At 44.3% G+C, this 24,838-nt stretch carries 29 protein-coding genes and 1 pseudogene; 18 read left to right on the plus strand and 12 right to left on the minus strand.

Going from position 1 to position 24,838, the window contains the following annotated elements; translation table 11 throughout:
* Positions 1-24: 24 nt before the first annotated feature.
* Both F6J90_RS02395 and F6J90_RS02400 read right to left on the minus strand, forming a co-directional pair.
* Complete coding sequence (locus F6J90_RS02395) at positions 25-843, minus strand: uroporphyrinogen-III synthase (RefSeq protein WP_293090928.1); 819 nt, start codon at positions 841-843, stop codon at positions 25-27.
* 188 nt (positions 844-1,031) lie between these two features.
* Entirely contained in the window at positions 1,032-1,223 is a 192-nt protein-coding gene (locus F6J90_RS02400) for a hypothetical protein (RefSeq protein WP_293090929.1), read from the minus strand.
* A gap of 68 nt (positions 1,224-1,291) precedes the next feature.
* Here F6J90_RS02400 and F6J90_RS02405 point away from each other — a divergent pair, with 68 nt between their 5' ends.
* A complete protein-coding gene (locus F6J90_RS02405; RefSeq protein ID WP_293090930.1) occupies positions 1,292-1,423 on the plus strand; it encodes a hypothetical protein in 132 nt (43 codons plus the stop codon).
* On the plus strand, positions 1,416-2,996 hold the full coding sequence (locus F6J90_RS02410) for a glycosyltransferase family 39 protein (protein WP_293090931.1): 1,581 nt from the start codon (positions 1,416-1,418) through the stop codon (positions 2,994-2,996). The genes F6J90_RS02405 and F6J90_RS02410 overlap by 8 nt, the downstream gene beginning before the upstream one ends.
* A gap of 262 nt (positions 2,997-3,258) precedes the next feature.
* Here F6J90_RS02410 and F6J90_RS02415 read toward each other — a convergent pair whose 3' ends face one another.
* From F6J90_RS02415 to F6J90_RS02425, 3 genes are all read right to left on the minus strand, one after another.
* Positions 3,259-4,215, minus strand: a complete 957-nt coding sequence (locus F6J90_RS02415; protein WP_293090932.1) for an SDR family oxidoreductase — start codon at positions 4,213-4,215, stop codon at positions 3,259-3,261.
* Between the two features lie 526 nt (positions 4,216-4,741).
* The gene (locus tag F6J90_RS02420; RefSeq protein ID WP_293090933.1) at positions 4,742-4,969 is read right to left on the minus strand and encodes a hypothetical protein; all 228 of its coding nucleotides are present in this window, start codon (positions 4,967-4,969) and stop codon (positions 4,742-4,744) included.
* A gap of 230 nt (positions 4,970-5,199) precedes the next feature.
* Positions 5,200-5,502, minus strand: coding sequence for a hypothetical protein (locus F6J90_RS02425; protein WP_293090934.1), 303 nt, complete (start codon positions 5,500-5,502; stop codon positions 5,200-5,202).
* Between the two features lie 232 nt (positions 5,503-5,734).
* On the opposite strand from F6J90_RS02425, the gene F6J90_RS02430 reads away from it, so the two are divergent.
* From F6J90_RS02430 to F6J90_RS02465, 9 genes are all read left to right on the plus strand, one after another.
* On the plus strand, positions 5,735-7,009 hold the full coding sequence (locus F6J90_RS02430; protein WP_293090935.1) for an alkaline phosphatase family protein: 1,275 nt from the start codon (positions 5,735-5,737) through the stop codon (positions 7,007-7,009).
* Positions 7,010-7,411: 402 nt separating this feature from the next.
* The gene (locus tag F6J90_RS02435; RefSeq protein WP_293090936.1) at positions 7,412-7,984 is read left to right on the plus strand and encodes a hypothetical protein; all 573 of its coding nucleotides are present in this window, start codon (positions 7,412-7,414) and stop codon (positions 7,982-7,984) included.
* A gap of 145 nt (positions 7,985-8,129) precedes the next feature.
* Complete coding sequence (locus tag F6J90_RS02440; RefSeq protein ID WP_293090937.1) at positions 8,130-8,288, plus strand: hypothetical protein; 159 nt, start codon at positions 8,130-8,132, stop codon at positions 8,286-8,288.
* Between the two features lie 26 nt (positions 8,289-8,314).
* On the plus strand, positions 8,315-8,599 hold the full coding sequence (locus tag F6J90_RS02445; RefSeq protein WP_293090938.1) for a tetratricopeptide repeat protein: 285 nt from the start codon (positions 8,315-8,317) through the stop codon (positions 8,597-8,599).
* A gap of 47 nt (positions 8,600-8,646) precedes the next feature.
* Positions 8,647-8,757, plus strand: coding sequence for a CHAT domain-containing protein (locus F6J90_RS02450; RefSeq protein WP_293091835.1), 111 nt, complete (start codon positions 8,647-8,649; stop codon positions 8,755-8,757).
* A 386-nt stretch (positions 8,758-9,143) separates the two neighbouring features.
* Positions 9,144-9,266 (plus strand): hypothetical protein, encoded by a 123-nt coding sequence (locus F6J90_RS43385; protein ID WP_366513711.1) that lies wholly within the window; start codon positions 9,144-9,146, stop codon positions 9,264-9,266.
* Between the two features lie 63 nt (positions 9,267-9,329).
* Positions 9,330-9,557: a hypothetical protein gene (locus F6J90_RS43390; protein WP_366513668.1), complete on the plus strand. Its 228-nt coding sequence runs from the start codon at positions 9,330-9,332 to the stop codon at positions 9,555-9,557.
* 83 nt (positions 9,558-9,640) lie between these two features.
* Positions 9,641-9,859: a hypothetical protein gene (locus F6J90_RS02460; protein WP_293090940.1), complete on the plus strand. Its 219-nt coding sequence runs from the start codon at positions 9,641-9,643 to the stop codon at positions 9,857-9,859.
* 20 nt (positions 9,860-9,879) lie between these two features.
* Positions 9,880-10,665, plus strand: a complete 786-nt coding sequence (locus tag F6J90_RS02465; protein WP_293090941.1) for a CHAT domain-containing protein — start codon at positions 9,880-9,882, stop codon at positions 10,663-10,665.
* On the opposite strand, the gene F6J90_RS02470 is transcribed toward F6J90_RS02465, so the two are convergent.
* Entirely contained in the window at positions 10,608-10,739 is a 132-nt protein-coding gene (locus tag F6J90_RS02470; RefSeq protein ID WP_293090942.1) for a hypothetical protein, read from the minus strand. The two genes, F6J90_RS02465 and F6J90_RS02470, sit on opposite strands and share 58 nt — an antisense overlap.
* A 107-nt stretch (positions 10,740-10,846) precedes the next feature.
* Here F6J90_RS02470 and F6J90_RS02475 point away from each other — a divergent pair, with 107 nt between their 5' ends.
* Positions 10,847-11,545 (plus strand): transglutaminase family protein, encoded by a 699-nt coding sequence (locus tag F6J90_RS02475; RefSeq protein ID WP_293090943.1) that lies wholly within the window; start codon positions 10,847-10,849, stop codon positions 11,543-11,545.
* Positions 11,546-12,181: 636 nt separating this feature from the next.
* Here the strand turns inward: F6J90_RS02475 and F6J90_RS02480 are convergent.
* Entirely contained in the window at positions 12,182-12,331 is a 150-nt protein-coding gene (locus tag F6J90_RS02480) for a hypothetical protein (RefSeq protein WP_293090944.1), read from the minus strand.
* Between the two features lie 98 nt (positions 12,332-12,429).
* On the opposite strand from F6J90_RS02480, the gene F6J90_RS02485 reads away from it, so the two are divergent.
* Complete coding sequence (locus F6J90_RS02485; protein WP_293090945.1) at positions 12,430-13,008, plus strand: Uma2 family endonuclease; 579 nt, start codon at positions 12,430-12,432, stop codon at positions 13,006-13,008.
* A 274-nt stretch (positions 13,009-13,282) separates the two neighbouring features.
* Here F6J90_RS02485 and F6J90_RS02490 read toward each other — a convergent pair whose 3' ends face one another.
* Together F6J90_RS02490 and F6J90_RS02495 are read right to left on the minus strand one after the other, a co-directional pair.
* Positions 13,283-13,747, minus strand: a complete 465-nt coding sequence (locus F6J90_RS02490; protein WP_293090946.1) for a GNAT family N-acetyltransferase — start codon at positions 13,745-13,747, stop codon at positions 13,283-13,285.
* Positions 13,748-13,799: 52 nt separating this feature from the next.
* A pseudogene (locus F6J90_RS02495) lies at positions 13,800-14,102 on the minus strand (Uma2 family endonuclease); the annotation flags it as partial.
* A gap of 125 nt (positions 14,103-14,227) precedes the next feature.
* Between F6J90_RS02495 and F6J90_RS02500 the strand changes: the two are divergent.
* Positions 14,228-14,500 (plus strand): hypothetical protein, encoded by a 273-nt coding sequence (locus F6J90_RS02500; protein WP_293090947.1) that lies wholly within the window; start codon positions 14,228-14,230, stop codon positions 14,498-14,500.
* Here the strand turns inward: F6J90_RS02500 and F6J90_RS02505 are convergent.
* Positions 14,460-15,329, minus strand: coding sequence for a class I SAM-dependent methyltransferase (locus F6J90_RS02505; RefSeq protein ID WP_293090948.1), 870 nt, complete (start codon positions 15,327-15,329; stop codon positions 14,460-14,462). The two genes, F6J90_RS02500 and F6J90_RS02505, sit on opposite strands and share 41 nt — an antisense overlap.
* 298 nt (positions 15,330-15,627) lie before the next feature.
* On the opposite strand from F6J90_RS02505, the gene F6J90_RS02510 reads away from it, so the two are divergent.
* The 3 genes from F6J90_RS02510 to F6J90_RS02520 all read left to right on the plus strand — a co-directional run bounded on the left by F6J90_RS02510 (position 15,628) and on the right by F6J90_RS02520 (position 19,410).
* Complete coding sequence (locus F6J90_RS02510; protein WP_293090949.1) at positions 15,628-16,863, plus strand: LL-diaminopimelate aminotransferase; 1,236 nt, start codon at positions 15,628-15,630, stop codon at positions 16,861-16,863.
* A gap of 242 nt (positions 16,864-17,105) precedes the next feature.
* The gene (locus tag F6J90_RS02515) at positions 17,106-17,462 is read left to right on the plus strand and encodes a Spx/MgsR family RNA polymerase-binding regulatory protein (protein WP_293090950.1); all 357 of its coding nucleotides are present in this window, start codon (positions 17,106-17,108) and stop codon (positions 17,460-17,462) included.
* A 406-nt stretch (positions 17,463-17,868) separates the two neighbouring features.
* On the plus strand, positions 17,869-19,410 hold the full coding sequence (locus F6J90_RS02520; protein ID WP_293090951.1) for an NAD(P)/FAD-dependent oxidoreductase: 1,542 nt from the start codon (positions 17,869-17,871) through the stop codon (positions 19,408-19,410).
* Positions 19,411-19,644: 234 nt separating this feature from the next.
* Here the strand turns inward: F6J90_RS02520 and F6J90_RS02525 are convergent, their stop codons facing one another.
* Positions 19,645-23,751, minus strand: coding sequence for a CHAT domain-containing protein (locus tag F6J90_RS02525; RefSeq protein ID WP_293090952.1), 4,107 nt, complete (start codon positions 23,749-23,751; stop codon positions 19,645-19,647).
* Between the two features lie 474 nt (positions 23,752-24,225).
* Positions 24,226-24,588, minus strand: coding sequence for a hypothetical protein (locus tag F6J90_RS02530; protein ID WP_293090953.1), 363 nt, complete (start codon positions 24,586-24,588; stop codon positions 24,226-24,228).
* A 77-nt stretch (positions 24,589-24,665) separates the two neighbouring features.
* Here F6J90_RS02530 and F6J90_RS02535 point away from each other — a divergent pair, with 77 nt between their 5' ends.
* The gene (locus F6J90_RS02535) at positions 24,666-24,827 is read left to right on the plus strand and encodes a hypothetical protein (protein WP_293090954.1); all 162 of its coding nucleotides are present in this window, start codon (positions 24,666-24,668) and stop codon (positions 24,825-24,827) included.
* Positions 24,828-24,838: the final 11 nt, after the last annotated feature.

The following is a 24,838-nucleotide window of genomic DNA, read 5'->3' on the forward strand; positions in this document are numbered from 1 at the left end:
AACTGATAGCTGATAGCTGATAAGTTAGCTATCAAAAAAGTTTGCGATCGCATTCGCAAATCCCTCAAAGGAGCTGTAACTTTCGGATACAATAGAAACAGTTAATCCCAATTTTTCAGTATTAGCAGCGGTATAGGGACCAAAGCAAGCAACGACACAATGGTTATAATCCTGGGGGGAGTTAACCATTGTCAAAAAAGCTGTTACTTCTGCGGTGCTACTAAAAGCGATTACATCTATCTTGCCTTGACGAATCAGGTTTAATTCTACATGATAGATAGTTTTATCTAAAATTCGGGTTTGATAGGTCAATACCGGAGTGACTTTCATGCCCAATTCCTGTAAACCGGAAACAAAATTGGGAATGACATTAGGTTCTGGTATCCCGACTACCTCTGGAATAGGAACTAATATAGTTTTCTGATCAATAGTTGGATAGTTAGACAATTCAGTAACAATTCCGGTTGGGCTAGCTTCAGCCGGAACTAAATCAGCTGTTACTCCAAAATCCGACAATCTTTCGGCATCTTTTCCAATCGCAGATAGTTGACAATTTTTCAGCACAGATGTAGAAATACCCAAGGATGCCATGCGCTCAAAAAAAGCGTCTATTCCGTTTCGACTAGTAAAGGCAATCCAATCAAATTTATGAAGTTGCCTGAGAGCAGCATCTAATTCAGGGAAATTTTCTAACAAACAAGTTTCAATAGTTGGCATCACTATGGGAAGTCCACCCTGATTAATGATTTGTTGAGATAACCGAGAGCTATAGTTTCTCGGTGCTGTTACAATGATTCTTTTGCCATAGAGAGGGAGTTGATTGGAGGGAGATAGAGGGTGCATGTTTTGATTGTTAATTTATAACTAAAGGAAGTGTGGGGAGGGTGGGAAGTGTGGGGAGGGTGGGGAGAGTGGGAGATAGGGAGAGCGGGAGATAGGGAGATGGGGAGATGGGGGAGATTTTTATTAAGGGTAATTGTCATAACATGATACAGCGGTTTTCAATTCATTGAGGTACAAATTTATGGGTTTTAGGGAACAGGAAATCGGGAATCGGGAATCGGGAATCGGGAATCGGTTAAAAATCCTGTGTACCTGATAGTTATGAAAAACGCTGTAAATTTTAAAAAAGGATTACAGTTCTTTTCATTACCAAAAATTCCTATATACTTAATTAAATCTTGCCTCTTGCCTTTCCCAAAGAGATTATGTTCACAACTCAAATGTAAATGCTATATAACCTTCCTAGGGCGAAACTAGTCAAAACATTAATATAGCGTTTTTCATACTTATGAGGTACAGTCAATTTTGTTACCCCTACTCCCTACTCCCCTACTCCCTACTCCCCTACTCCCTACTCCCCTACTCCCTACTCCCTACTCCCTGTTCCCTGTTCCCTGTTCCCTTTCCTATAGATGAATAAATTAGCACTTACCTTAAAAAATCCCTTTTTCACCGATATCAAGTGGATCCTAAGCCTTTTCCTGGCCGCCCTTTTCCTTTGGGGTATTTTTCTGGGAAATGTACCCCTACGGGACTGGGATGAAGGCACTAGAGCCCTGATCGCTAGAGAAATCTATCGCACGGGTAACTGGCTCCATCCTACTCTGTGGGGAGAACCTTATCTACTTAAGCCCCCTTTGATGGATTGGTTGATTGCCTTAAGCTATAAACTAGGGGGTGTCCAAGAATTCACTACTCGTCTGCCTGGTGCTTTTTTGTCAGCTTGTGGAGTACCACTGCTCTATTTAGTAGCACGAGAACTATTCGTTGAACGTCTCAGTGCCATGTTTGCGGCTAGCGTCTACTTGACCCTGTTGCCAGTTGTGCGCCACGGACGTTTGGCGATGCTGGATGGCATGATCAATACTTGGTTTTTGCTGTTGCTATTGTGCTTACTTAAAGCTTGTCAGGCTCAGCCTTATTGGGCAATTGGAATCGGACTTTGTTTAGGACTAATTACTTTCACAAAAGGTCTATTAGTTGTGCCTTTAGGGGCAATTGTATTGGTCTTTCTTCTGGCAAATAAAACCTTAGGGTTGTTGAAAAGTCGCTATTTCTGGTTGGGCATATTCCTAGGTTACGCACCGGTTTTGGTTTGGTATATTGCCCAATGGCAGCATTATGGAGCAACCTTTTGGCATGTTCATTTTCTCTCGCAAGGATTCGCTCGCATCTCTGAAAAGGTGGAAGGTAATCAAGGAACACCCTGGTATTATATTTTGGAGTTAATTAAGTATACTTTCCCTTGGCTATTGTTTTGGCTAGGAGGATTCTATCTAGCTTGGCGAAAACCCCTCACGAGTTGGGGGAGTTTGATTTTAATTGGGACTATCGGCTATTTGACTATTATTTCTATGATGGCAACCAAGCTGCCCTGGTATATTATGCCTGTGTATCCCTTTTTTGCTATAGCTGTTGCGGCTCAACTCACTGTATTTTGGCAATATTGGATTCGCTATCCTAAGATTTTAACAATTATTTTAGGGTTTATTGGAGTAGCCGCTTTAGGGGGATGTATTTATTTTATCTTGGCAGATCCTCAACCGGTTTTAATCATTATGGCTATGGTGGTAAGCCTAACCATGACCCTAGCGGCTTGGAAAATTAAACAGCATAACCGCAATTTCATCCCAATTTTATTGATAGGGATGTATATAACTTTGGTATTATTAATGAGTTCTCACTCTTGGCTCTGGGAGTTAAATGAAGCATTTCCAGTTAAGCCAGTAGCAGCTTTGATTCAGGAACATACGGCTCCAGGAGATATTATCTATACTTCTTTTTCCTATCAGCGTCCTAGTTTGGATTTTTATAGCGATCGCAAAGTGATTCCCCAAGATGAAAAGACTTTAAAACAGTTGTGGTCAACTCAATCTTACCTACTCTTAGACAACTCAACGTTAGACGCTTTGCAATTACCTAACCAAGTCTCTTTAGGAAGTGCTGAAGGGTTTACGTTAGCGAGAGGGATGGGAGTAGGGAGTAGGGAATAGGGAGTAGGGAATCGGGAGTAGGGAGTAGGGGAGTAAGCATTCAGCCGTCAGCAATCAGCAATCAGCAATCAGCTATCAGCTAATGCGCTACTTGAGGTGCTACTTGAGGTGCTATCAGCTTATGGGCGTCACAGGCTAGAAGCCTGTGCCACGCTAATTGAGGTGCTTTTGAATAAAATAAGCTGTTCGCGCAGCATGAGCCTTAGGCTGACGGCTGACCGCTGACCACTGACGGCTGACGGCTGACAGCTGACCACTGACGTTACTCAAGAGTAGAAAATAGCTCTGGCCAATCAATCACTGATGGTCTTGGTCCGCTGTTGATCAACTCAAAAACTTTTCCGACTGTAACAGAGTTAGTAATGGACTCTACACAAGCTGATGCCACATCAATTCGGCTAGCTTGACCTAATAAAGTATCCCCGGTACCTAATACTAACCCTAATTTTCCTCCTGTTGTCGCTTTCAACAGAGTGTTTAAATCATAGGACGTAAACGGACCGTCGATTAGTCGTCCTGGGCGAATAATAGTATACGGTAATCCTGAATTTATGATGATTTCTTCTGCCTTTTTTTTGGCATCGAGTACACCAAAGGAATTAAGAATACTATAGGGTGGTTTATCTTTCCGTAGCACACCACAAGAGGATACAAAGATAAACCGCTTGAGATTTTTAGGAGCTGCTGCTACCAGGTTCCTAACTCCTATAGCATCAACTTGCTCAGGACTATTTTTGGCTTTAGTACGACCGTAGCTGGGCTTGAGATAGATCTTGAGCCACTCGATCACACTTGGGAATCCTTTCGCTTGATCGATTGTGTCGAAATCCCACTTTTTAGAAGGGAAAGCAGTCGTTCCAGTACAACAGATGATATGAGTGACATTTTTTATGGCAGGGGGAAGACTAGGGCGTGTCTTCAAACTCGGAGATCCCCCATTATCCCCCTTAAAAAAGGGGGACTTTGAGTATGGCTCCCCCTTCCGCGCGGGGGGCTGGGGGGGATCTAAATCTTGCGGAAAACTTTGAAAACACGCCCTAGAGGGATAGCGGATGTCACCAACAATAATCTCCACTCGCTTATCAAACATTTGCTGAGCTTTTTCAGCACTGCGAGTCAGAACACTAACCTGAAAAGCTTTCTCTAGTAGCTTGGCCACCGTTAGCTGTCCCACCCCACCTGTAGCACCCGCCACCAGTACTTTCTCTGTTGAAGTCATCACCCCTGCTCCTCAAGTCTCAACTGGAATTGCAAACAAGTATAGAGTAGTTGTGGGTTTTAGGGAGTAGGGAGTAGGGAGTAGGGAGTAGGGAATCGGGAATCGGGAATCGGGAGTCGGGGAGTTACGGTTTTATCCGGTGGTGCGTTACGGGACGGGCTGTCCCAAAACTGGGAAAGATGTCGAAAATCAGGGCTAGCCCGTCCCTAACGCACCCTACGCCTTCAACCTCATAACCTTCAACCTTCAACCAAATAACCTTCAACCTTCAACCAAATAACCTTCAACCTACTAACCTTCAACCTTCAACCTACTAACCTTCAACCTCCTAACCTTCAACCAAATAACCTTCAACCTTCAACCTCCTAACCTTCAACCAAATAACCAAAAAAATAGCCGCAGAAATACTATCCACGGCTAGGAAGTTACCTTATGTCATTCAGTTTTTTCACCTATCCAGACGTGACCCTATGGGATTAGACCCGATGGGTTAGCCGGGGGGAAAACCCCCCAGTAATTTAACGTTTTACGGGATAATCAAGTACTTGACGGTAATTGTGATGAACTCTCCCGGAATGCCCGTTGGCTGAAGAGGAGTCCAGTCGGAAATTTCCGTGTAACGGAGTACATAGAGGGTATGCATCGTATTCAGTATGGCCTTGCGGGACCCCTTTAAAATGTGCTGAACACGGATTTTTTTTGGGGAAGATTCCTCAGGAGTATTGTCTGAATTAGGCGGTAATTGTGAAGGCATAAGGTGAACCTTTTGCTTAATATTTACATTTATAATCATAGTGATTATACTATAATTTGTCAAGGGTTTTGAAAATTTTTTTTTGGGGAGCGGTAAAATGGAGGTAACAGAAAACAGGGAACAGGGAACAGGGAATAAAATTGACTTTATAGTATAAGTATTAAACGCTATAAAGCGATGGCATTTTTTTAGCGTTCGCGTAGCGTCTCTTTCAGAGAATCGCGTTTTTTTTATGAGTAGTCAATATCGGGATTCGGGAACAGGGAACAGGGAACAGGGAACAGGGGTAAGAGTGTGGGGAGAGGGGAGATAGAAGAAATAGTTTTCGATAATTTGGTATATTTAAATACATTTTTGCGGATTTTTATCCTACTTACTGTTGTGTTAACAACAACGATAGACAGACATCCGCCATTTTGGTAAACGTTGATTACTGGATTCAATACTTCTGGTAGTAAATGGACTAGTAAATATTTTTTTAGGGAACAGGGAACAGGGAACAGGGAACAGGGAAAAAATACTATATACCTCATTAGGCGATAAACCGCTATAAATAGGAATTTTTTTTAAATAACTTTGATATTTTTTTTTGGGTGTGTTAAATTTAAAATAGTTTGAATTATCTATTCATAAATACTATATAATACCGCTTCTATTAGTAATGAATTAAACATTATTTTCCCCGATTCCCGATTCCCGACTCCCGACTCCCGATTCCCGATTCCCGATTCCCTACTCCCTACTCCCTACTCCCTACTCCCTTCTATGATTAACTCTGAATCCTTAAAAGCTATTGAAAACGCTAGACTAAATGACAATATTGGTAAGCCCCTTTATGACTCCTATTGTTTCTCCCAGATTCCCCAGATGATCTATCATCTGCTCACCGGTCAAGGAAACATGGGTTTACCTAGGAGTGTATTAGGAGAATTACCGGAACGCTATGATAAGGTTATTCTGATTTTTGTTGATGCTTTCGGCTGGCGCTTTTTTCAGGAATATCTTGAACAATCGGAATTTTTGAAGCGGTTTGTAGTGGAAGGTGTTGCTTCTAAATTGACTACCCAGTTTCCTTCCACAACTGCTGCTCATGTGACTAGTATTCACTCAGGGCTTCCGGTTGGTGAGAGTGGTGTCTTCCATTGGTTTTACTATGAGCCGCTGTTGGATGATATTATTGCTCCCTTGATGTTCTCGTTTGCTGGTGATAAGCAACGGGGAACCTTACACACAACTGGCATTTCTGAGCAAAGCCTTTTCCCTACCCAAACTCTCTATCACAAATTGCAACAGTATGGTGTGCAATCCTATTGTTTTCAACACTACAATTATGCTTACTCTCCCTTTTCACGAGCGGTGTGTGATGGGGCAACTACTATTTCCTACAAAACTATTCCTGAAGCATTAGTTAACCTGACTGAAGCAGCGATCGCTGAATCCCAGAAGAGCTACTTTTTCCTGTATTTGGATACTGTTGATGGGATGGCTCATAAATACGGTCCTGACTCCCTCCAGTTCCAGGCTGAAGTTAGCACACTTTTGCTAACTATGGAGCGACTTTTATATCAGAAGGTAGCTGGTAAGCTGAAGAATACATTGTTACTAATTACGGCTGATCATGGACAAATAGAGATTTCACCAGAGACTACTATTTATTTGAATCAGCTTACTCCTTCCATTGAGCAGTTTATTAAAAGGAATGCCCAAGGTAAACTGTTGGTGCCAGGGGGGTCATGTCGGGATATGGTGTTGTACATTCAAGAAGACCATTTGGATAAAGTCTATGATTTGCTTACGGAGCAGTTGGCAGATCGAGCAACAGTGTACCGCACCACAACATTAATTGAAGAAGGGTATTTCGGTATAGGTGAACTCTCGCCACTATTGCTGAATCGGTTAGGCAATTTAGTGATTTTACCCCATAAGTATGAAACGGTTTGGTGGTATGAAGAAGACCGTTTTGAACAACATAAGTTTGGCGCTCATGGGGGGTTGTCAAAGGAAGAGATGGAAACGATTTTGTTAGCGATTGAGTGCTAAAAGTTGGTTGAAGGTTGAAGGTTGAAGGTTTGGGAAGGTTGAAGGTTTGGGAAGGTTGAAGTAGGTTGAAGCTTGTAGGGTGGGCAAAAACCGTTGGCTTCAAATGAGTATTAATGATTAGATTACTTTGCCCACCCTACTTTAATTGGTATTTTTTTTGACTACTAAATTTTCCTAGCTCTACTCCCTTGGGAATACTCCCTACGGCATATTCCCTTGAAATTATACTTAACCTACACGTAAACAGTTATAGCATCAGGGATAAAGCAATAGTCCCCAGAGGAACCCCAAGGGTTTCAGTGCGCGCTTCAAAAACTGTCCGGACTATTAAACAAAACAAATGTAAGTTTTTACGATGTAAGCAAAAAAAATCACTTTTGCTATTGAGTCGTGAAATTGTAAATGACTACTTCTGAGCTAGAAACTGCCCTTAATTGCTATCAAGAAGCACTCAAAAAGCTAGAAAAGTCTCAATCTCCTCAAGTAAAGGAAGTGCTAGGGATTTTGAATGCCAGGGATACTGTGCAGACAGCTTGGAGTGAGTATAATCAGGTGTCTACAACTCATCAAGAGTTATTGGTTGAGTTGGACGCTCTGCTGAAGAGCAAAGCAGAGCAGATTACCAAAGTCATCGACTTAGCTGAGTACCGAAACAGTTTTCAGCCTCCCGCAGCAGCCTGGTGGTGGCGATTGGAAACAGAGGCACCACTTCATCCCTGGGATCGGTGGGATTGGTTGTTGAAAGTGGTGACAGTGAGCAGTTGGACGGTGAATCTGAGCTTGTTGGTGGATATTGTGCCCCGATTTCTGAGTGCTGGGACCGGAGTTCCAGGAGTAGCAGTGGTGGCGTTTCCGAGTATCTTAACCCTATTGCAAGCCAGAAGCGAACTGACCCAGGCGGGAAAAGAAGGGTTTGAAAAATTACCAAAAGATTTGGGTAATCACGCCCCGTCCTTCGTTCGACGGCTTTTTTGACGGTTCTGTACTAAGTGTGCTAGTATTAATGTATAAACATACACCCATGAATTAAGGATAGATATTATCTAAAAAATAAATAGACAACGTAAAAAATATGTAAAAGATACATATTGCGTAATTTTGTCTAACGACTTTAAGGTCTATGAAAAATTTAGATATAAAAAAGTATCTATCTCTAAAAAAAATTAAAAGTACTGTGGGGCACACAGGAACTTGGATCCTAGATCCGAACGCTTATGGAGAGCTGTCCTCTACTCTTTCTGGTTCCGACCAGGTTGAGCAAGATGGCTCTGTGAAGTAAGAATCCCCGTCTCTTCAGAGCGGGGAGTGTCAATCAACAGGCTGCGTATTCCCAAGCATTACCATCAAGAAGCCAAATTCGCTTCCACATTGTTGCTGTTTGGGATTCTAGTCCTATTATCGTTGAACAAGCCAGCTTTTTCTAATTGCTACAATAGCCGGGGAATCAACAAACATAGAGAGGGGAAATTGGCTGGTGCTGAAGCCGACTATCTTCAGGCTTTGGCTCTCGATCCAGACAATGCCAAGGCTCTCTATAATCTAGGCTCCCTCTACGAAGACCTGCAACAGTTCGATCAAGCCAACGCTTAGGGTCTATTCGACATGTCTTACTTTCCCCGGACGGAGAGCTCAACCTGATTCCCTTTGAAGCCCTGGTGGATCAGCAGCAGCAGCAGCAGTATCTGGTAGAAAACTATCGCTTTACTTACTTTACCTCTGGCAGGGACTTATATCAAATCCGGGTGTAGACTTATTGTATAAAGTGAGTCGGGAAAGATTGATGCCCAAACGCCTGAGACTATTACCTCATCACCAGTTGTGAGGAATTGGAGGAACGGTATCGTCAAGGAGCGTGATGCTGTAGAACGCAGCCAATACCAAATCCTGTGGTTGAAGGCATTAGGGAAACAGACGGTAATGGTGCGAGAGGCAACGGGGTATTCCGCAGCGCTGGATACGAGTGTAGCCCACGCGCTACAACCAAGAAGGGGAAGCAGGAGTAGGTGATGGTCGGCATCATAATCGTGGAGCCGAACCAATACTAAACGAGGTTCAACAAGCCCAACTCCTACAAGCTCTAGAAGCCCCTGTGGATGAGAGCGGGTTGTGGAATGGTCGCAAGGTAGCCGATTGGATGAGTCGAGTGCTCGAGCGTCGGGTTGCACCTCAACGAGGTTGGGAATATCTCAAGCAGATGGAGTTTCGGCGAAGCCTGCCCCGTCCGGAACATCAACAGCAAGACCCAATGGAGCTTTAAGCCTGGAAAAAAAACTGCCTGAGCGAGTAGAGCAGTTACGACAGCAGCATCCGGGGGCAGAGATTGAGTTGTGGGCGATGGACGAACATCGGGTTGGACTCTTTCCCTGTGCTGCATCGCCTCTGGCTCCCCTGGTGGGAAACCCCAATCGCCAAGGTTCAGTGGCGCTATGAGTGGGTTTGGGTATGGGGTTTTGTACATCCAGCTTCCGGTAAAACTTACTGGTGGTTACTACCTTTAGTCAACATTCAACTGTTTAATCAAGTCCTGGCTGACTTTGCCCAACATTAAGCGCGAATGGTCCAAATAAACACGTTATCTTAACTGTTGACCAAGCAGGCTGGCAAAAAGCGTGACAAAGTCATGCGTTCCAGTTGGATTGCATAAGCGAGTTTCTTCCCCCTTACTCCCCTGAGTTGCAACCAGCAGAACGTCTTTGGTCAATCTTGGATGAGCCGATTGCCAACCGGACCAAAGAGAAGATTGAACAGTTGGAGCAGGTAATTTGCGCTCGCTGTTGTGTTTTACTCAAGCAGTGCGACTTTATTCGTGGTCTGACCCATTTTCATTGGTGGCAGGCAGCCCAGGCTTAACGATAACTATTTAACCGGATTTGATATTACTGAGATTATCCCAGGAATCTGCTAGTAAAACTGCTCCGGTGGTGTTGGGCAATCCTGACTTTGACCGTTCTGCTGGTGAATTAATTGCTAATCAAAATCATAGCAATCTCCCCAGTGCCCACCTCACCCGTTCCATTGACCTCTCAAAGCTGGACTTTTCACCATTACCAGGCACCGCTGAGGAAGTAAAAGAAATTGCTGACATGCTGGGAGTAGACCCTCTACTCGGTGGTAAGGCCACAGAGTCAGCCGTCAAAGGAGTCAATAGTCCCAGGATACTGCATATTGCTACCCATGGTTTCTCTGAGAGCACTCCCAATCAAGAACTGCCCACACTCTATGACAATCCCATGCTGTTGTCCGGACTAGTCCTAGCAGGGTTTAAGCAGAAGCGAACTGGTGCAGAGAATGGGGTACTCACTGCCTTGGAAGCCGTAGGACTTAAGTTGTCTGGTACGGAGTTGGTGGTCTTATCCGCTTGCGATACCGGTTCCGGACGGATTAGTTCAGGAGAGGGCATCTATGGCTTGCGTCGGGCTTTTGTAATTGCTGGTTCACAAACTCAGCTGATCAGTTTGCGCAAGGTAGAGGATGAAGCAACCAAAGAGCTGATGCTGGCTTACTATCAGCGCTTGTTAGACGATAACATGGGGCGCACCGAGGCTCTGCGGCAGACCCAACTGGACATGTTGAAAGATGAAACATATCAGCATCCTTATTATTGGGCAAGTTTCATTGTTTCGGGGAATTGGAAACCGATGGGAGATAGGGAGTAGGGAGTAGGGAGTAGGGAGCAGGGAACAGGGAACAGGCAAGAGGCAAGAGGCAAGAGGCAAGAGGCAAGAGGCAAGAGGCAAGAGGCGAGATGGAAAAAATAATGTGTACCTAATAGCTAGGATAAACACTATCTAGCGTGAAATAAAATAAAAAAGATAGATTCTAGTCCCCTTTTGCCTTTTGCCTTTTGCCTTTTGCCTTGCTAAAACCTATTTTAAATGGGTTTTAGCTTACTCCCAACTCCCGATTCCCGATTCCCGATTCCCGATTCCCGATTCCCTTTTTAACATGGACAGTACACAAGACTATCTACAAACCACTCCAATAATCGATTGGCAACATCCTACAATTCTGGAACTAGCCAAGACAATTGCCCTACAGCATCAAACATCGAATGCTTACGCAAAAGCCTGTTTTGAGTGGGTTCGAGATCAGATTCGCCATAGCGTTGACTATCAAATGAACCCTGTCACCTGTCGTGCCTCGGATGTACTTAAGCATAAAACCGGTTATTGTTATGCTAAAAGCCATTTGCTAGCTGCCCTATTACGAGCGAATGGAATTCCAGCAGGATTTTGTTATCAGCGCTTAAGTATTCATGACGATGGTGAGCCTTACAGTTTGCATGGTTTGAATGCCGTTTACTTAGATGAATTCGGTTGGTATCGAATTGATCCCAGAGGAAACCGTGAGGGAATTGATGCTCAATTCAATCCCCCAAAGGAGCAATTAGCATTCACCATTCGATTTCCTGGAGAAGCTGACTTTCCTAACATTTTTTCTGAACCACTTCCTATAGTTATTGAAGCATTACAGGCTTGCAGTACTTGGGATGAAATGCTTGGTAGTCTGCCAGATGTTTTGTTGGAGGAATTGTAAGAATGAAGAATGAAGAATGAAGAATGAAGAATGAAAAATTAAGAATTAAGAATTAAGAATTAAGAATTAAGAATTAAGAATTAAGAATTAAGAATTAAGAATTAAGAATGTAGGGTGCGTTAGGGGCGGGCTTGCCCTCATTTTCCAATTCGTAGCCAGTATTGGGATAGCCCGCCCCGTAACGCACCACCAAGTAGAATGAAGAATGAAGAATGAAGAATTAAGAATTTAGCTGCGTAGGGTGCGTTAGGGGCGGGCTCGAACTCATGTTCACGGTTGCCAGGGTTGGAATAGTCCGCCCCGTAACGCACCACCGGGTCAAACCACAAAAATGAGATGCCCCGGTTTAGGCTTCCGATACTTTTTAGCTACCAAAATCTACTTTGCAGATTTTAGCCCACTAATGCAAGCTGCTCTCGCAGCCAGGGGGTATCTCCCAAGGCCAAGATCGGTTTTGTTCCGCTCAAGGCGCATAAATCTGTGTTTAATAGAAAACGCAACCACTATCATGGTTTGCTTTGGTTTTCGGCTTCAATTCAAGTTACAGAATGTTTTCAATGACACTAGATTCATAATCAAAGTCTAACATATTTTTGGAGATACTGCAAGATATTTGGAGAAAATCGTCAACAGTGGCTAGCCCTCAAGGGTGGGGAGTGTGGGGCGGGGGCGCGGGAAGTGTGGGAAGTGTGGGAAGTGTGGGAAGGGTAGGGAGAGGATAAAAATAAGCGATCGCATACTTTGTAATTTTGCGATCGCTACATCCAAAACAAGCAATCTGTCCACTATTTTAATACTCCAAAACCTAGAAAATATAAGCAATAACGCTGAAAAATGTTAAGCTGTAAACTGTAGGATTGAAGTCAGTAACTGCGAATGGCACGATGGTTAAAACCACCTCCAAACTCACGTTTGACCAATACCTGGAATATGATGACGGCACAGATAACCGTTATGAGCTGGTTGATGGGGAGTTAGTACAATTGCCACCGGAGAGTGAATCAAACAGTTGGAGGGCAATGTGGCTAATGTATCAATTAGCCCAACAAATTAATCCTCGTTTAATCAGGATACACGATTGTGAATTGCAAGTTCCAGGAAATCCTCAAAACCGCTATCCTGATTTGGTAGTGATTACAGAAGAACATCTTCTCCAAACCGAAAAACGCCTCACTATCACCCTTGATATGGAACCCCCACAGTTTGTTGCGGAGGTAGTTAGCCCCTACAGAAACCAAAATGATGAAAACTACCAACGTGATTACATTGATAAAGTAAAACAATACCAAGAAAGGGCTATTCCTGAATATTGGATTATTGACTCCCAAGGGCAATTAGTAACTGTGTTAGTTTTGAAAAACGGTAGTTATGAAAAAGAAGAATTTAGTGGGAATCAGCAGATTGTTTCCCAGACTTTCGGTGATTTAAAGTTGACCGCTTTACAGGTAATAAATGCTAGTTGATATAGCAATTATTCTTTGGGTAATATATAAATTATTCGGTTTTAGGGAGCAGGGAGCAGGGAGCAGGGAGCAGGGAGCAGGGAGCAGGGAGCAGGGAGCAGGGAGCAGGGAGCAGGTAAGAGGGAAGTCGGAAGTGAGAAGAGGTAAAAAATTATGTGTACCTCATAGCTATGATAAACGTTATAATTTAGGGTACCTAAATGAATTTTGATAATTTTTATTCCCTACTCCCTACTCCCTACTCCCTACTCCCTACTCCCTACTCCCTACTCCCTCACCCAATTACCTTTTCCATCCTAAACCGTTCAAACCCTACCCCACTCAAGAATACAGTCTCCGGTTCAATAATAGTAAATCCCTGTTTGAGAAAGAAATACTTAGAAATTCTGCTAGCTTCAGTATAGAGACAATTAACCCCTTGCTTTAACGCTTCATCTTCTAAGTGTTGGTAAATCGCTGTAGCATAACCCTGGCGAGAGTAGTCTTTTGCCGTAAACAGTAAATCAATGTGATTAGCGGGATGTAATTGACCAAAAGCCGCCACCTTATTGCCATCAACTGCAACAAGTGTTATTCCCATACTCAGCCGTTTCGTAAACTGGTCGATATCCTGAGGATAGGATGACCAAATCTCTACTTGTTTACGATCATAAGCCTCTGAAGCTATCCCCATGATAGCATTTTGGTAGACATCGAAAACAGCTTTTGCATCTGATACTTGGTAGTTACGGATTAACATTTTTTTCTCGGATATCCCGATTCCCGATTCCCGATTCCCGATTCCCGATTCCCGATTCCCATTTAGCCAAGGGTATCCAAGCAGCATCAGGGGAAAAACTTGCACCATTAGGCAGTGTAAATCCGCCCGATGAATCAAAGGTTATTCCTAATTGAGTTTGCCTATTCCATAAGTTTAACTCAAAATTAATATCTGAATTCCGCTTACTCGTTTCCCCTCCTGTGGGTGGCATAATAATTAAGCCTCCTTTAGCAGTACGTTCTAATTTTAAATCACGGTTAGCGGCACAAAGTTGATAAAATTGCTCATTGGTGATTGGGGTATTTGGTGGATTGTTTAAAATTAATGGATTCATGTTTAATTTCCTTGATTATTCTGACGATTGTTGCCACAATTTTCAATGTTTACAGCGTTTTTCATAACTATCAGGTACACAATATTTTTCCCGTTGCTTAATCATGGAATAATTTTAAGAGTGAGGTGGAATGGGCATCTTGGTGGAACTGGCATCTTGGTGGAATGGGCATCTTGCGTGGAACTGGCATCTTGCCAGTTTCAATATATTTTCGGGCGGGCAGGATGCCCACTCTACTCCTATTCATTCCAAGACTGACGCAACCCCGGATTTTTCCCTGTTCCCTGTTCCCTATTCCCTATTCCCTATTCCCTGTTCCCTACTCCCTACTCCCTACTCCCTACTCCCTACTCCCTTTCAATTTAACTTATACCGAGCAGTCCACAGTATTTTCCTGAAAAATGGAATATCTTTCAAAACTCTCAGCAAACCGAGTTTCTTTTCTGGTTCATCAAGATAAAACCAATCATCAAGGAATTCAATACCTGGATTCCAACTATCCAAGTCTTTACTATCTTTAATTCCAAACTTGAACGTAGCATCTTTTCCAAACTTAAAATCCCGTTGTAATTTTCTGTTGATGATTGCTCGCAGGGGCTGCTTTAACCAAGCCGCATTGAAAAATTCAGCAATAAGTTCACAGCCAGGAAACGTTGATTGCAGTTTCAAGACTAATGATTTTACCTCCTCTTCTTTAAGGTACATAAACACGCCTTCTGCCATCAAGAGTACTGAATCAGGGTTCAACTGTGTTATTGCTTCCATCCATTCATAATTCAAGACCGAAGACGGAATAAAACGATAGCGGTCAGTTTCTGGCAACAGTTTCCGTTTAACCGCTATCACCTCTGGTAAATCAAGGTCATAGAAGATAACTTTACCGTTATCGATCCGGTGGAAACGAGTATCCAAGCCACAACCAATATTAACCACAATTCCGTTATGCGATCGCTCCAGGAAATTTCTGGTATAATCATCATAGCGTTTGGCGCGCATAGCCACATGAACCACCAATTTTTTTTCTAACTTGCCCTTAGCTAAGCTTTGATAAAGCTTGTTATCTGACTGGGACAATTCAGGATTTAATTTATCAGTGATTTCAACAGCTAATGGATCATCTAAAATTGGGTCTTTTGACTGGCTTTCTAGGGCATGGCAATACAAGGTCATTAGGGATGTTGCTGCTACATCACTGATTTGAGTATTGAGTAATTTTTGAATTTCCATATAATTTATCAGCTAATGTTAATTTTTAACAACCAGCAGTGGTTATAAGACTGCAAGCTTCGGATTGATCCGGTGGGTGTAACGAGCATCTTGCCCGTTACAATCGGACGGACTTTCCCAAAACTGGCTACCAAGAAAATCAGGGCGAGCCCGTCCCTAAAGCACCACTAGCAACACTGTTCCCTGTTCCCTGTTCCCTGTTCCCTATTCCCTATTCCCTACTCCCTACTCCCTACTCCCTATTCCCGACTTCTGAAAGAAGTGTAAGCTGTTTTGAGGGCGTATATACCAATCTACTATGGCAACCATTAACCATAACTACCTCAAACTCAAAGCTGGCTACCTATTTCCCGAAATTGCGCGACGGGTCAATACTTTCGCAGAAGCCAATCCCGATGCTAAGCTAATCAAGCTGGGGATTGGTGATGTTACCGAACCACTACCAGCCGCCTGCCGCACCGCCATAATCAAAGCCGTTGAAGAAATGGGCGATCGCGCCACCTTCAAAGGTTATGGTCCAGAGCAAGGCTACCCTTGGTTAAGGGAAAAAATTGCTAGCCACGATTTCCAAAGCCGGGGGTGTGACATTGAGGCTGGGGAAATTTTCATCTCCGATGGCTCCAAGTGCGACACTGGCAACATTCTCGACATCTTCGGCAACGATAACAAGATTGCCGTTACTGACCCAGTTTATCCCGTCTATGTAGACACCAACGTCATGGCTGGTCATACCGGGGATGCTAATGATGCTGGTAAGTATGAGGGTTTGGTTTATCTACCGATTACCGCCGAAAACAACTTCACCGCTGAGATTCCCTCCGAGAAGGTTGATTTAATTTACCTGTGCTTCCCCAATAACCCTACCGGAGCAACCGCTACCAAAGACTACCTCAAAACCTGGGTAGACTATGCCAAAGCTAATGGCTCGGTCATTTTCTTTGATGCAGCCTACGAAGCCTTTATCACTGACCCAGACCTACCCCACTCCATCTACGAGATTGACGGAGCAAGGGATTGTGCCATTGAATTCCGCTCTTTTTCCAAAAATGCGGGCTTTACCGGCACCCGCTGTGCATTAACAGTAGTACCCAAAACCCTAACAGCCAAAGCATCGGATGGTTCAGATGTAGAACTGTGGCCACTTTGGAACCGCCGCCATTGTACTAAGTTTAATGGGGTTTCCTATATTGTACAACGAGGCGCTGAAGCCGTTTATTCTGAAGAAGGCCAAGAGCAAGTTAAAGCACTAGTTGACTTCTATCTGGAAAATGCCAAGATTATTTGCGATCAACTAACAGCCGCTGGATTAACAGTATATGGTGGCGTAAATGCCCCTTACGTTTGGGTCAAAACACCTAATGGTCTATCCAGTTGGGATTTCTTTGATAAATTACTCAACACTGCCAATGTAGTCGGAACCCCTGGTTCTGGATTTGGTGCTGCAGGAGAAGGCTATTTCCGCATTTCCGCATTTAATAGTCGGGAAAATGTAGACGAAGCGATGCAGCGGATTACCGATAAATTCAAAGTGTAGTTTTAGGGTAAAGGTAAGCATTCAGCTATCAGCTATCAGCTTTCAGCTATCAGCTTTCAGCTATCAGCTTTCAGCTTTCAGCTATCAGCTTTCAGCTTTCAGTCATCAGTTTATGCGCTACGCGCACGCTACCCGAACAGCTTTTGAATAAAATAAGCTGACCGCTGACTACTGACTACTGACTACTTACGGCTGACCGCTGACCGCTGACCGCTGACTGCTTAAAAATAAGGATAGAAATTATGTCAATCAAAGTCTACGGTATCCCCAACTGCGGAACCTGCAAAAAAGCATTTAAATGGCTGGAAGATAACAGTATTGAGTATGATTTTATTAACACTAAAGAGCATCCACCAACTGCAGAGATGATTAGCAGCTGGGTGGATGCGTTGAGCTCTAAACCCATGCGTAATACTTCTGGGAAATCCTATCGTGAAATAGGTGAAGAAAAAAAGACTTGGACCGATGAGCAGTGGGTTGAAGCCTTTGCCAAAGATGCGATGCTGCTGAAACGACCCCTATTTGTGAAGGATGGCACAGCGGTATTGGTAGGGTTTAGGGCAAATGAAGAGACGATACGAGAAAAATTGGGACTATAGCATTTTTATATAAGTTGTGAACACAGGATTGATGGGAACAGGGAACAGGGAACAGGGAACAGGGAGCAGGGAGCAGGGAGCAGGGAGCAGGGAACTTCGGATCAGTAACAGAGATTAAACTAATGCTTACCTATTTTCTTAAAAAGCTGACAGCTGACCGCTGATAGCTGTTCGCTTAGCGTGCGCGTAGCGGATATGCTTACAAATTATCAAACTATCAAAGCGATAAAAATTTTATTTTAGGATAACAGGTACTCAAAAGCAGTCAATTTTCTTACCCCTACTCCCTACTCCCTACTCCCTACTCCCTACTCCCTACTCCCTACTCCCTACTCCCTACTCCCTACTCCCTACTCCCTACTCCCTACTATAGAATAAACAACATTGCAAACTATCGAGCCCAAGGATGAGTAAAGAAACAGATATAGTTGTAATTGGCAGTGGGATTGGTGGTTTATGCTGCGCCTCTCTTCTAGCTCGCTACGGTTTTAACGTCACAGTCTGCGAGAGCCACTCAATCCCTGGTGGTGCTGCTCACGCTTTTGAGCGCAATGGATTCAAGTTTGACTCCGGTCCGTCTCTTTACTCAGGTTTGTCTTATAGCCCTTCTTCCAATCCTCTGCGACAACTGCTAGATGCCATCGGTGAGGATTTATCTTGGGAAACCTACAATACATGGGGTTGCCGTTTGCCTGAAGGTGACTTTGACACATCGGTTGGTGCGGATCAGTTTTGTGAGGTTCTAGCCAGGCTTCGTGGTAACGATGCTGTAACCGAATGGCGTGAGCTTCAGCGCGTCATGGAACCCCTAGCTAAGGCTGCGATCGCAATTCCCCTCACTGCCATCCGTTTTGATCTTGGCGCAGTAGTCACCCTCAGCCGATTTGCCCCCTCTTTCTTACGCTATGCTGGGGATTCTATCAAGCTCAGAGGACCCTTTAGCCAGATTATGGACGGTGTTCTCAAAGACAACTTTAGCCGTAATTGGCTGGAGTTGCTTTGTTTTCTATTATCCGGACTACCAGCGGATGGAACCATTGCGGCAGAGATGGCCTTTATGTTTGCCGAATGGTATCGACCAGGAGTAGTGCTAGACTATCCCATTGGTGGTAGTGGTGCCTTAGTTGATGCCCTAGTGCGGGGATTAGAAAAACATGGCGGTCAGTTGATAGTTAATGCTCATGTTGAAGAAGTGATAGTTGAGCACAACCGTGCCGTAGGAGTGCGTCTGCGGGGCAGCAAAGAAATCCGAGCCCGTAAAGCAGTAGTGTCTAATATCTCAGTATGGGATACCCTCAAACTTCTTCCAGATTCAGCAATACCAAAATCCTATCGAGCCAAGAGAAACGCCACCCCTGAGTGTGATAGCTTCATGCATCTCCACTTAGGCATTGATGCTGAAGGACTAGAAAAAGACCTAGCCTGCCACTACATTATCGTTAATGACTGGGAAAAGGGTGTTACCGCTCCTCAAAATATAGTAGTGCTATCGATTCCATCCCTTCTAGACCCATCCCTAGCACCACCAGGAAAACACGTGATTCACGTTTATACTCCAGGTAACGAACCCTATCAACTCTGGCAAGGCATGAGTCGTAGCAGTGAAGCCTATGCACAACAAAAGCAGGTGCGTGCAGAAATCATGTGGAAAGGATTGGAGCGCATCATTCCAGACATTCGTTCCCGTTGTGAAGTCACTCTAGTCGGTACACCACTGACCCACGAACGCTTTCTGCGCCGCCACCGAGGTTCCTACGGTCCAGCAATTCGAGCAGGAGTTGGCATCTTTCCTGGTCCTGGCACACCCCTACCTGGACTAATGTGCTGTGGAGACTCAACCTTTCCCGGTATTGGTTTACCAGCAGTTGCAGCCAGCGGGATGATTACCGCCAATACCCTTGTACCGGTTTCAAAGCATTTGGAAATGCTGAAAACGATTGGGTTATAGCATTTGAGTTTAAAGGGAGCAGGGAGCAGGGAGTAGGGAGCAGGGGGAAGAGTGTCAGGATAGGGAGAAGAAGTAGTTGGGGAGAATTTGGTATCTTTAAATGCATTGTCTTGATGCAGCCGCTCATAGTGGAAACCACACCACTTGCTCCCCACCCTCCTCACTCCCGACTCCCGATTCCCGATTCCCGACTCCCGACTCCCGACTCCCGACTCCCTACTCCCTACTCCCTGTTCACGGATCACCAACTAGCAGGAAAGCAGCCCAATAATAGGGATGCGTAAAGCTTTGTTTTCCAAATCCTGACAATTCTGAGGATAAAGCAATTTTCTTGCCAGAGCTATATAAGTGATCATTCTCGATCCGGACATTGCCTCGAATCATTGCCAACTGTGCCTGTCGCAAGGCTTCAGTTTTACTCGGTGTCTTGTTCAACTGACGGTAAAACTCTGTAGTCAGCCCCATAGCCCCTTGGTCACTGACAGACCAAAGGGTTGCTAGAGTGGAGTCAACCCCTGCCTGAAACGCTGATCCAGCAAAACCTAACTCTGCTTCCCGATTTCCCAAAGCCGTTTGGCAAGCGCTGAGTACCAACAACTCTACTGATGGCTCATAAAACAGATTTTCCAGTTCATCGAGCCCCAGTTTTTTGTCCCACATTTGAATATAAGAATTTTCAGGAGCTCCTCGATTAAACTGAGCATGGGTAGCTAAGTGAATGATGCCAAATTTCCGCTTTTTTCGTTGAGCCTTTAAATTTTCCAGAGTGAAGCTTTCGTTGAGAAAATAGTTACCTTCCCACAGTTTTTTGTCGATAATTGTTTCTAACTCGACTTTTACCCAAGGCAAATCCTCTTTATCAGAAAATTGGGAGGCTCCCATCGCCAGCAGTCGCAAGGATTGAACATTGCTAAACCGAGAATAGGTCAAACTAAGGCTAGGCACCAGGCTGACACTATAATTTTCTACTAGATAGTTCTTTTGATCGTGCAGAGCAGCCAGGGGTAGAGAGCGCAAACCCTGATCCATGGCAAATATCAGGCTCTCGATCTTATTAGCTTTTAACTCAGACTCCAACGGTCCGATCAGCCATTGGTAAAGTTGCTGAGCTGCTTTGAGATGATCCTTATCATCCAAGTTTCGGGGATTTATCAGTGTTCGATGAAAAGTCCTGGTCACAGCTAGGACTTCAGCACGATTGGCGTTATAGACTCGCCGCAGAATTGGATTACCGTCTGCTTTGATCAGCAACAGTTCTAGCTGGTCATCGCTTTGTTGTAAGCATTTTTCCGGTTCTGAAGGTAGATCAGAGGTTCGGTAACCAAATCGTCGGTCAATTTCGGCTGCTGGGATTGCCGGAGTTTGGCATCGCGTTCCTGGCAATGTCAGGGAGTTTTGGACAAAACTGACATAAATAACCCCAGTCTTGAGACCCTTCTCCCGCTCAAGCTCACGAATGCGATCGCGCACATCATTCTGAGTATAAATTTTGGTCTTGAGCTGTCGCAGAAAGTATGCCTGATATTCTTCTGTGAAGGCTTTTTCTATGCCATACACTAGGTCACTTTTAACGGTCGCCTCTAGTGTGATTGGTTGCTCTACCGGTGGTGGAACCTCTGGTGGTGTTATTGATGAGTTATCCGGTGTGGGGATTGTTGAGTCTACCTGTGGTGAAACTGCTACATCCTTCTGTACTACAACCGTTACATAATCTGGCGCTAGGACTGTAACATCATCCGGTGGTGTAACCGTTGAGTCATCGGGTGGTAGGACTGTAACATCATCTGGTGGTGTAGCTGTGCCATCATCCGGTGGTGTAACTGTGCCATCATCCGGTGGTGTAACTGTGCCATCATCCGGTGGTGTAACTGTGCCATCATCCGGTGGTAGGACTGTAACATCATCCGGTGGTGTGACTGTGCCATCATCCGGTGGTGTGACTGTGCCATCATCCGGTGGTGTAACTGTGCCATCATCCGGTGGTGTAACTGTGCCATCATCTGGTGGTGTGACTGTGCCATCATCCGGTGGTGTAACCGTTGAGTCATCCGGTGGTAGGACTGTTACATCATCTGGTGGTGTAACTGTGCCATCATCCGGTGGTGTAACCGTTGAGTCATCCGGTGGTGTAACCGTTGAGTCATCCGGTGGTGTAACCGTTGAGTCATCCGGTGGTGTAACCGTTGAGTCATCCGGTGGTGTAACCGTTGAGTCATCCGGTGGTGTAACCGTTGAGTCATCCGGTGGTGTGACTGTGCCATCATCCGGTGGTGTGACTGTGCCATCATCCGGTGGTGTGACTGTGCCATCATCCGGTGGTGTACCTGTGCCATCATCCGTTGGATCTCCCGGATTAATACTAATCTCTCCTCCTGTACCTTGGATAGCATCTAACCGTGAGTTAGATGCTATTTGTGCTCGTATTGCTTCTACATCAGTTTCGCTAGTAATGTCAGGAGCGAAGACTATGATATCACCACCATTCCCACTCCTCTGAGCTTGTGTGTTGATATCAATATCATCAAAGTTAACATTGTTTGAATCTGGAACATTAAAGGTTATGTTACCAGAATCACCACCGTTTGATGCCTCGGTAATAATTCTGAGAGTCTCACCATTTACCTGAATGCTTCCCTCTGCAGTTTCCAAGGTTACATCACCAGAATTACTACCCCCTGTTTCTGTCGTCCTGATCGTGGTAATAATCAAACCATCATTATTACGGAATATAATGTCATCTTGAGCTGATAAGATTACAGGTCCAGCATCACCCTGATCAGAACTCGTGTCGATATTACCAATAGTGATACTCCCTTCAGATGAATTCTCTTCGAGATTAGAGAATTCTGTTCCCTCTACGGTGACTGATTGATTAGGATCAAGATTAACTGGATTACTCAATTGATCCTCACTCAAACCTGCTCGCAAAATCAGAGAGCGGCGTTGGGTCAAATTCTCAAAATCTGGATCTGAAGTGGGAATCGAGCCAGTGGTATCTGGCTGTGTGATCTCGATATTTCCCCCCTCAATACTTCCGGTAGACTCTACTTTCAGAGAAGCTCCTGTATAATCCCCAAAGATGACATCGCCTCTAGAGATAATAATCGGGTCATAGAAGCTCAGAAAATTACCTGGTTTACCAGATAAATTCAGAATCGAGAAACTACCACCACTGGCAAAGTGAGCATCTCCGGAAATAATCCCATCACTAACTAAACTGAGATTACCGCCACTCTGAAAGGGTGTCTTGGGATGATTCAGTGCCAGAATATCAATGCCTAAATCCCCCTGAATGTAGAGGTCTCCTCCCGCTATAGCATTGAAGGGATTATCGAGTGTATCCCTTACCACCACTTTATTCTGAGCCAGTAGGTTTAAGTCTTTTGTGGTAGACAGCTGGCTTTCTACTAGAGTCAGGTTATTCTTCGCGGATAGGGTTGCAGTCTCTGCGGTTACTTTTTTAGCAGCTACATCTCCAGACTCCAAAGTGATGCCTGAATCTTTCAAGGTCACAGTACCATCACCATTATCCTGGAATTCTGTGGCATGACCTACATCAGCGCCAGTTAAAAGTTCAGGCAATTGCACAGGTGTCAAAGATTGTTGGTCAGTGAGTAGGGGGTGAATTTCCAAATTGAGCAAGTGCCCCTCTTGGCTAATTTTAACTAAACTTTCCCCTGGTACAGCAGCTACCGTAATTTTTCCCTCTTGTGCTGCCAGTTCTCCAGTACTGATCACAGTGCCACCCAGTAAGGTTAGGTTATTTCCTGGTGTCACCTCTAGCTGGCCCTGATTGATAATGGCTCCTGGTGTACCTAATGTCTCGAACCTAAACACACTAGGTGTTCCAATTAAAGAAAAGTAGTCGTTGCTACCAAAGGCACTAAACCAATTATTATCACCAAAGCCAATACCTGTAGCGGTGGTAGCGGTGAATGATCCTGGAATGTTCAGCTGGGAATCAGCACCAAAAATTATCCCCGCTGGATTCATTAAAAACAGGTTGGCGTTGCCCCCTGTGACTTGGATGAGACCGTTAATCAATGAAGCGTTGCCACCTGTAACCCGATTGAGAATGTTTTTTATACCGGGTTGAGACAAAAAATTAACAATTTGGTCTTGGTCTAAACCAAACTCCTGAAAGCTGTGAAATAGATTAGAGCCATCACCTGATCGAGTACCTCCGTCAATATCAAAGCGATTACCATCTTGGATAACTTCCGTGTCAGTAGTGCCATCGCTTTGAATCGGCTGTGCTATTGTCGGTATAACCCAAAGAATTCCTGTCAACACATAGAGAACGCTCAGGGATTGACTAATTGGGCTCACAGCTAATTTCATTTGGCTTATTGGTAAAATCTCGGTGATCTTAATCGGTTTTAATTTTAAATTTAAATTGCTAGATACTTAACCAACTTCATCGAATCTTTTATTATATAGTTAAATTTATTACTATCTTTAGAAATTAGGTTTTAGGTTAGTTAATATTTTCACATAATCCTGATTATCTTCATCAAATAAATACAAATAACACCTATAGTTAGTGGTAAAATCATCCTTCTAGTTTAACCGTGAAATAAATAATGTCAAATCTGGATTGATTTTTATAAATTTACCAAATCTTATCGATATCAAAACTCATCTATTATTGCTATAATTAATGCCAATATCAAAAAGTCAGTAATCAGCTATCAGCAGTCAGCTTTGCTACTAATACGTAAGCTATCAGCTATCAGCTATCAGCTATAGCGCTACGCTTAGCGTCAGAAGTAAGAAGTTAGAAGTCAGAAGTAAGCTATGACTAAGTTTCGGAGTTTAGGAGCGATGCAGCAAGGGAACAGGGGAGGCAGCAAGGGAACAGGGGAGGCAGCGCGGTCTTGGGGGTCTCCCCCATGAGCGACTGCCGTGGTTTCCCCCATGAGCGACTGCCGTGGTTTCCACGGGGCAAACAGCGGTGCGGACGCAGGTTCCGCACACAGACCCATGCGCCATGAGCGACTGCATCAAGACAATGTCAAACATCTGAATGCGTAGTGCTATATTAGCTATCAGCTTTGGGCCTGTGGCCAAGGTACACCGAACAGCTTTTGAATAAAATAAGCTGACGGCTGACGGCTGACGGCTGACCACTGACCACTGACCACTGACCACTGACCACTGACCGCTCTGGTTAATCACTTGCCAAATAGTGCCTGGATTTTTCGGTTACGGTAATAGGTGATGGGTAATCGTCAACTATAGCGGTTTATAAGCTAATGAGGTACACAGCATTTTTTCCCTGTTCCCAGATCCGCTGCTCCCGACTCCCGACTCCCGACTCCCGACTCCCGATTCCCTACTCCCTACTCCCGATTCCCTACTCCCTACTCCCTACTCCCTACTCCTATACCACCAAAAGGGATATGATGATTTGTTAACCGAATTTGAT

Origin of the sequence: Moorena sp. SIOASIH, from assembly GCF_010671925.1 — a bacterium.
Classification (GTDB): domain Bacteria; phylum Cyanobacteriota; class Cyanobacteriia; order Cyanobacteriales; family Coleofasciculaceae; genus Moorena.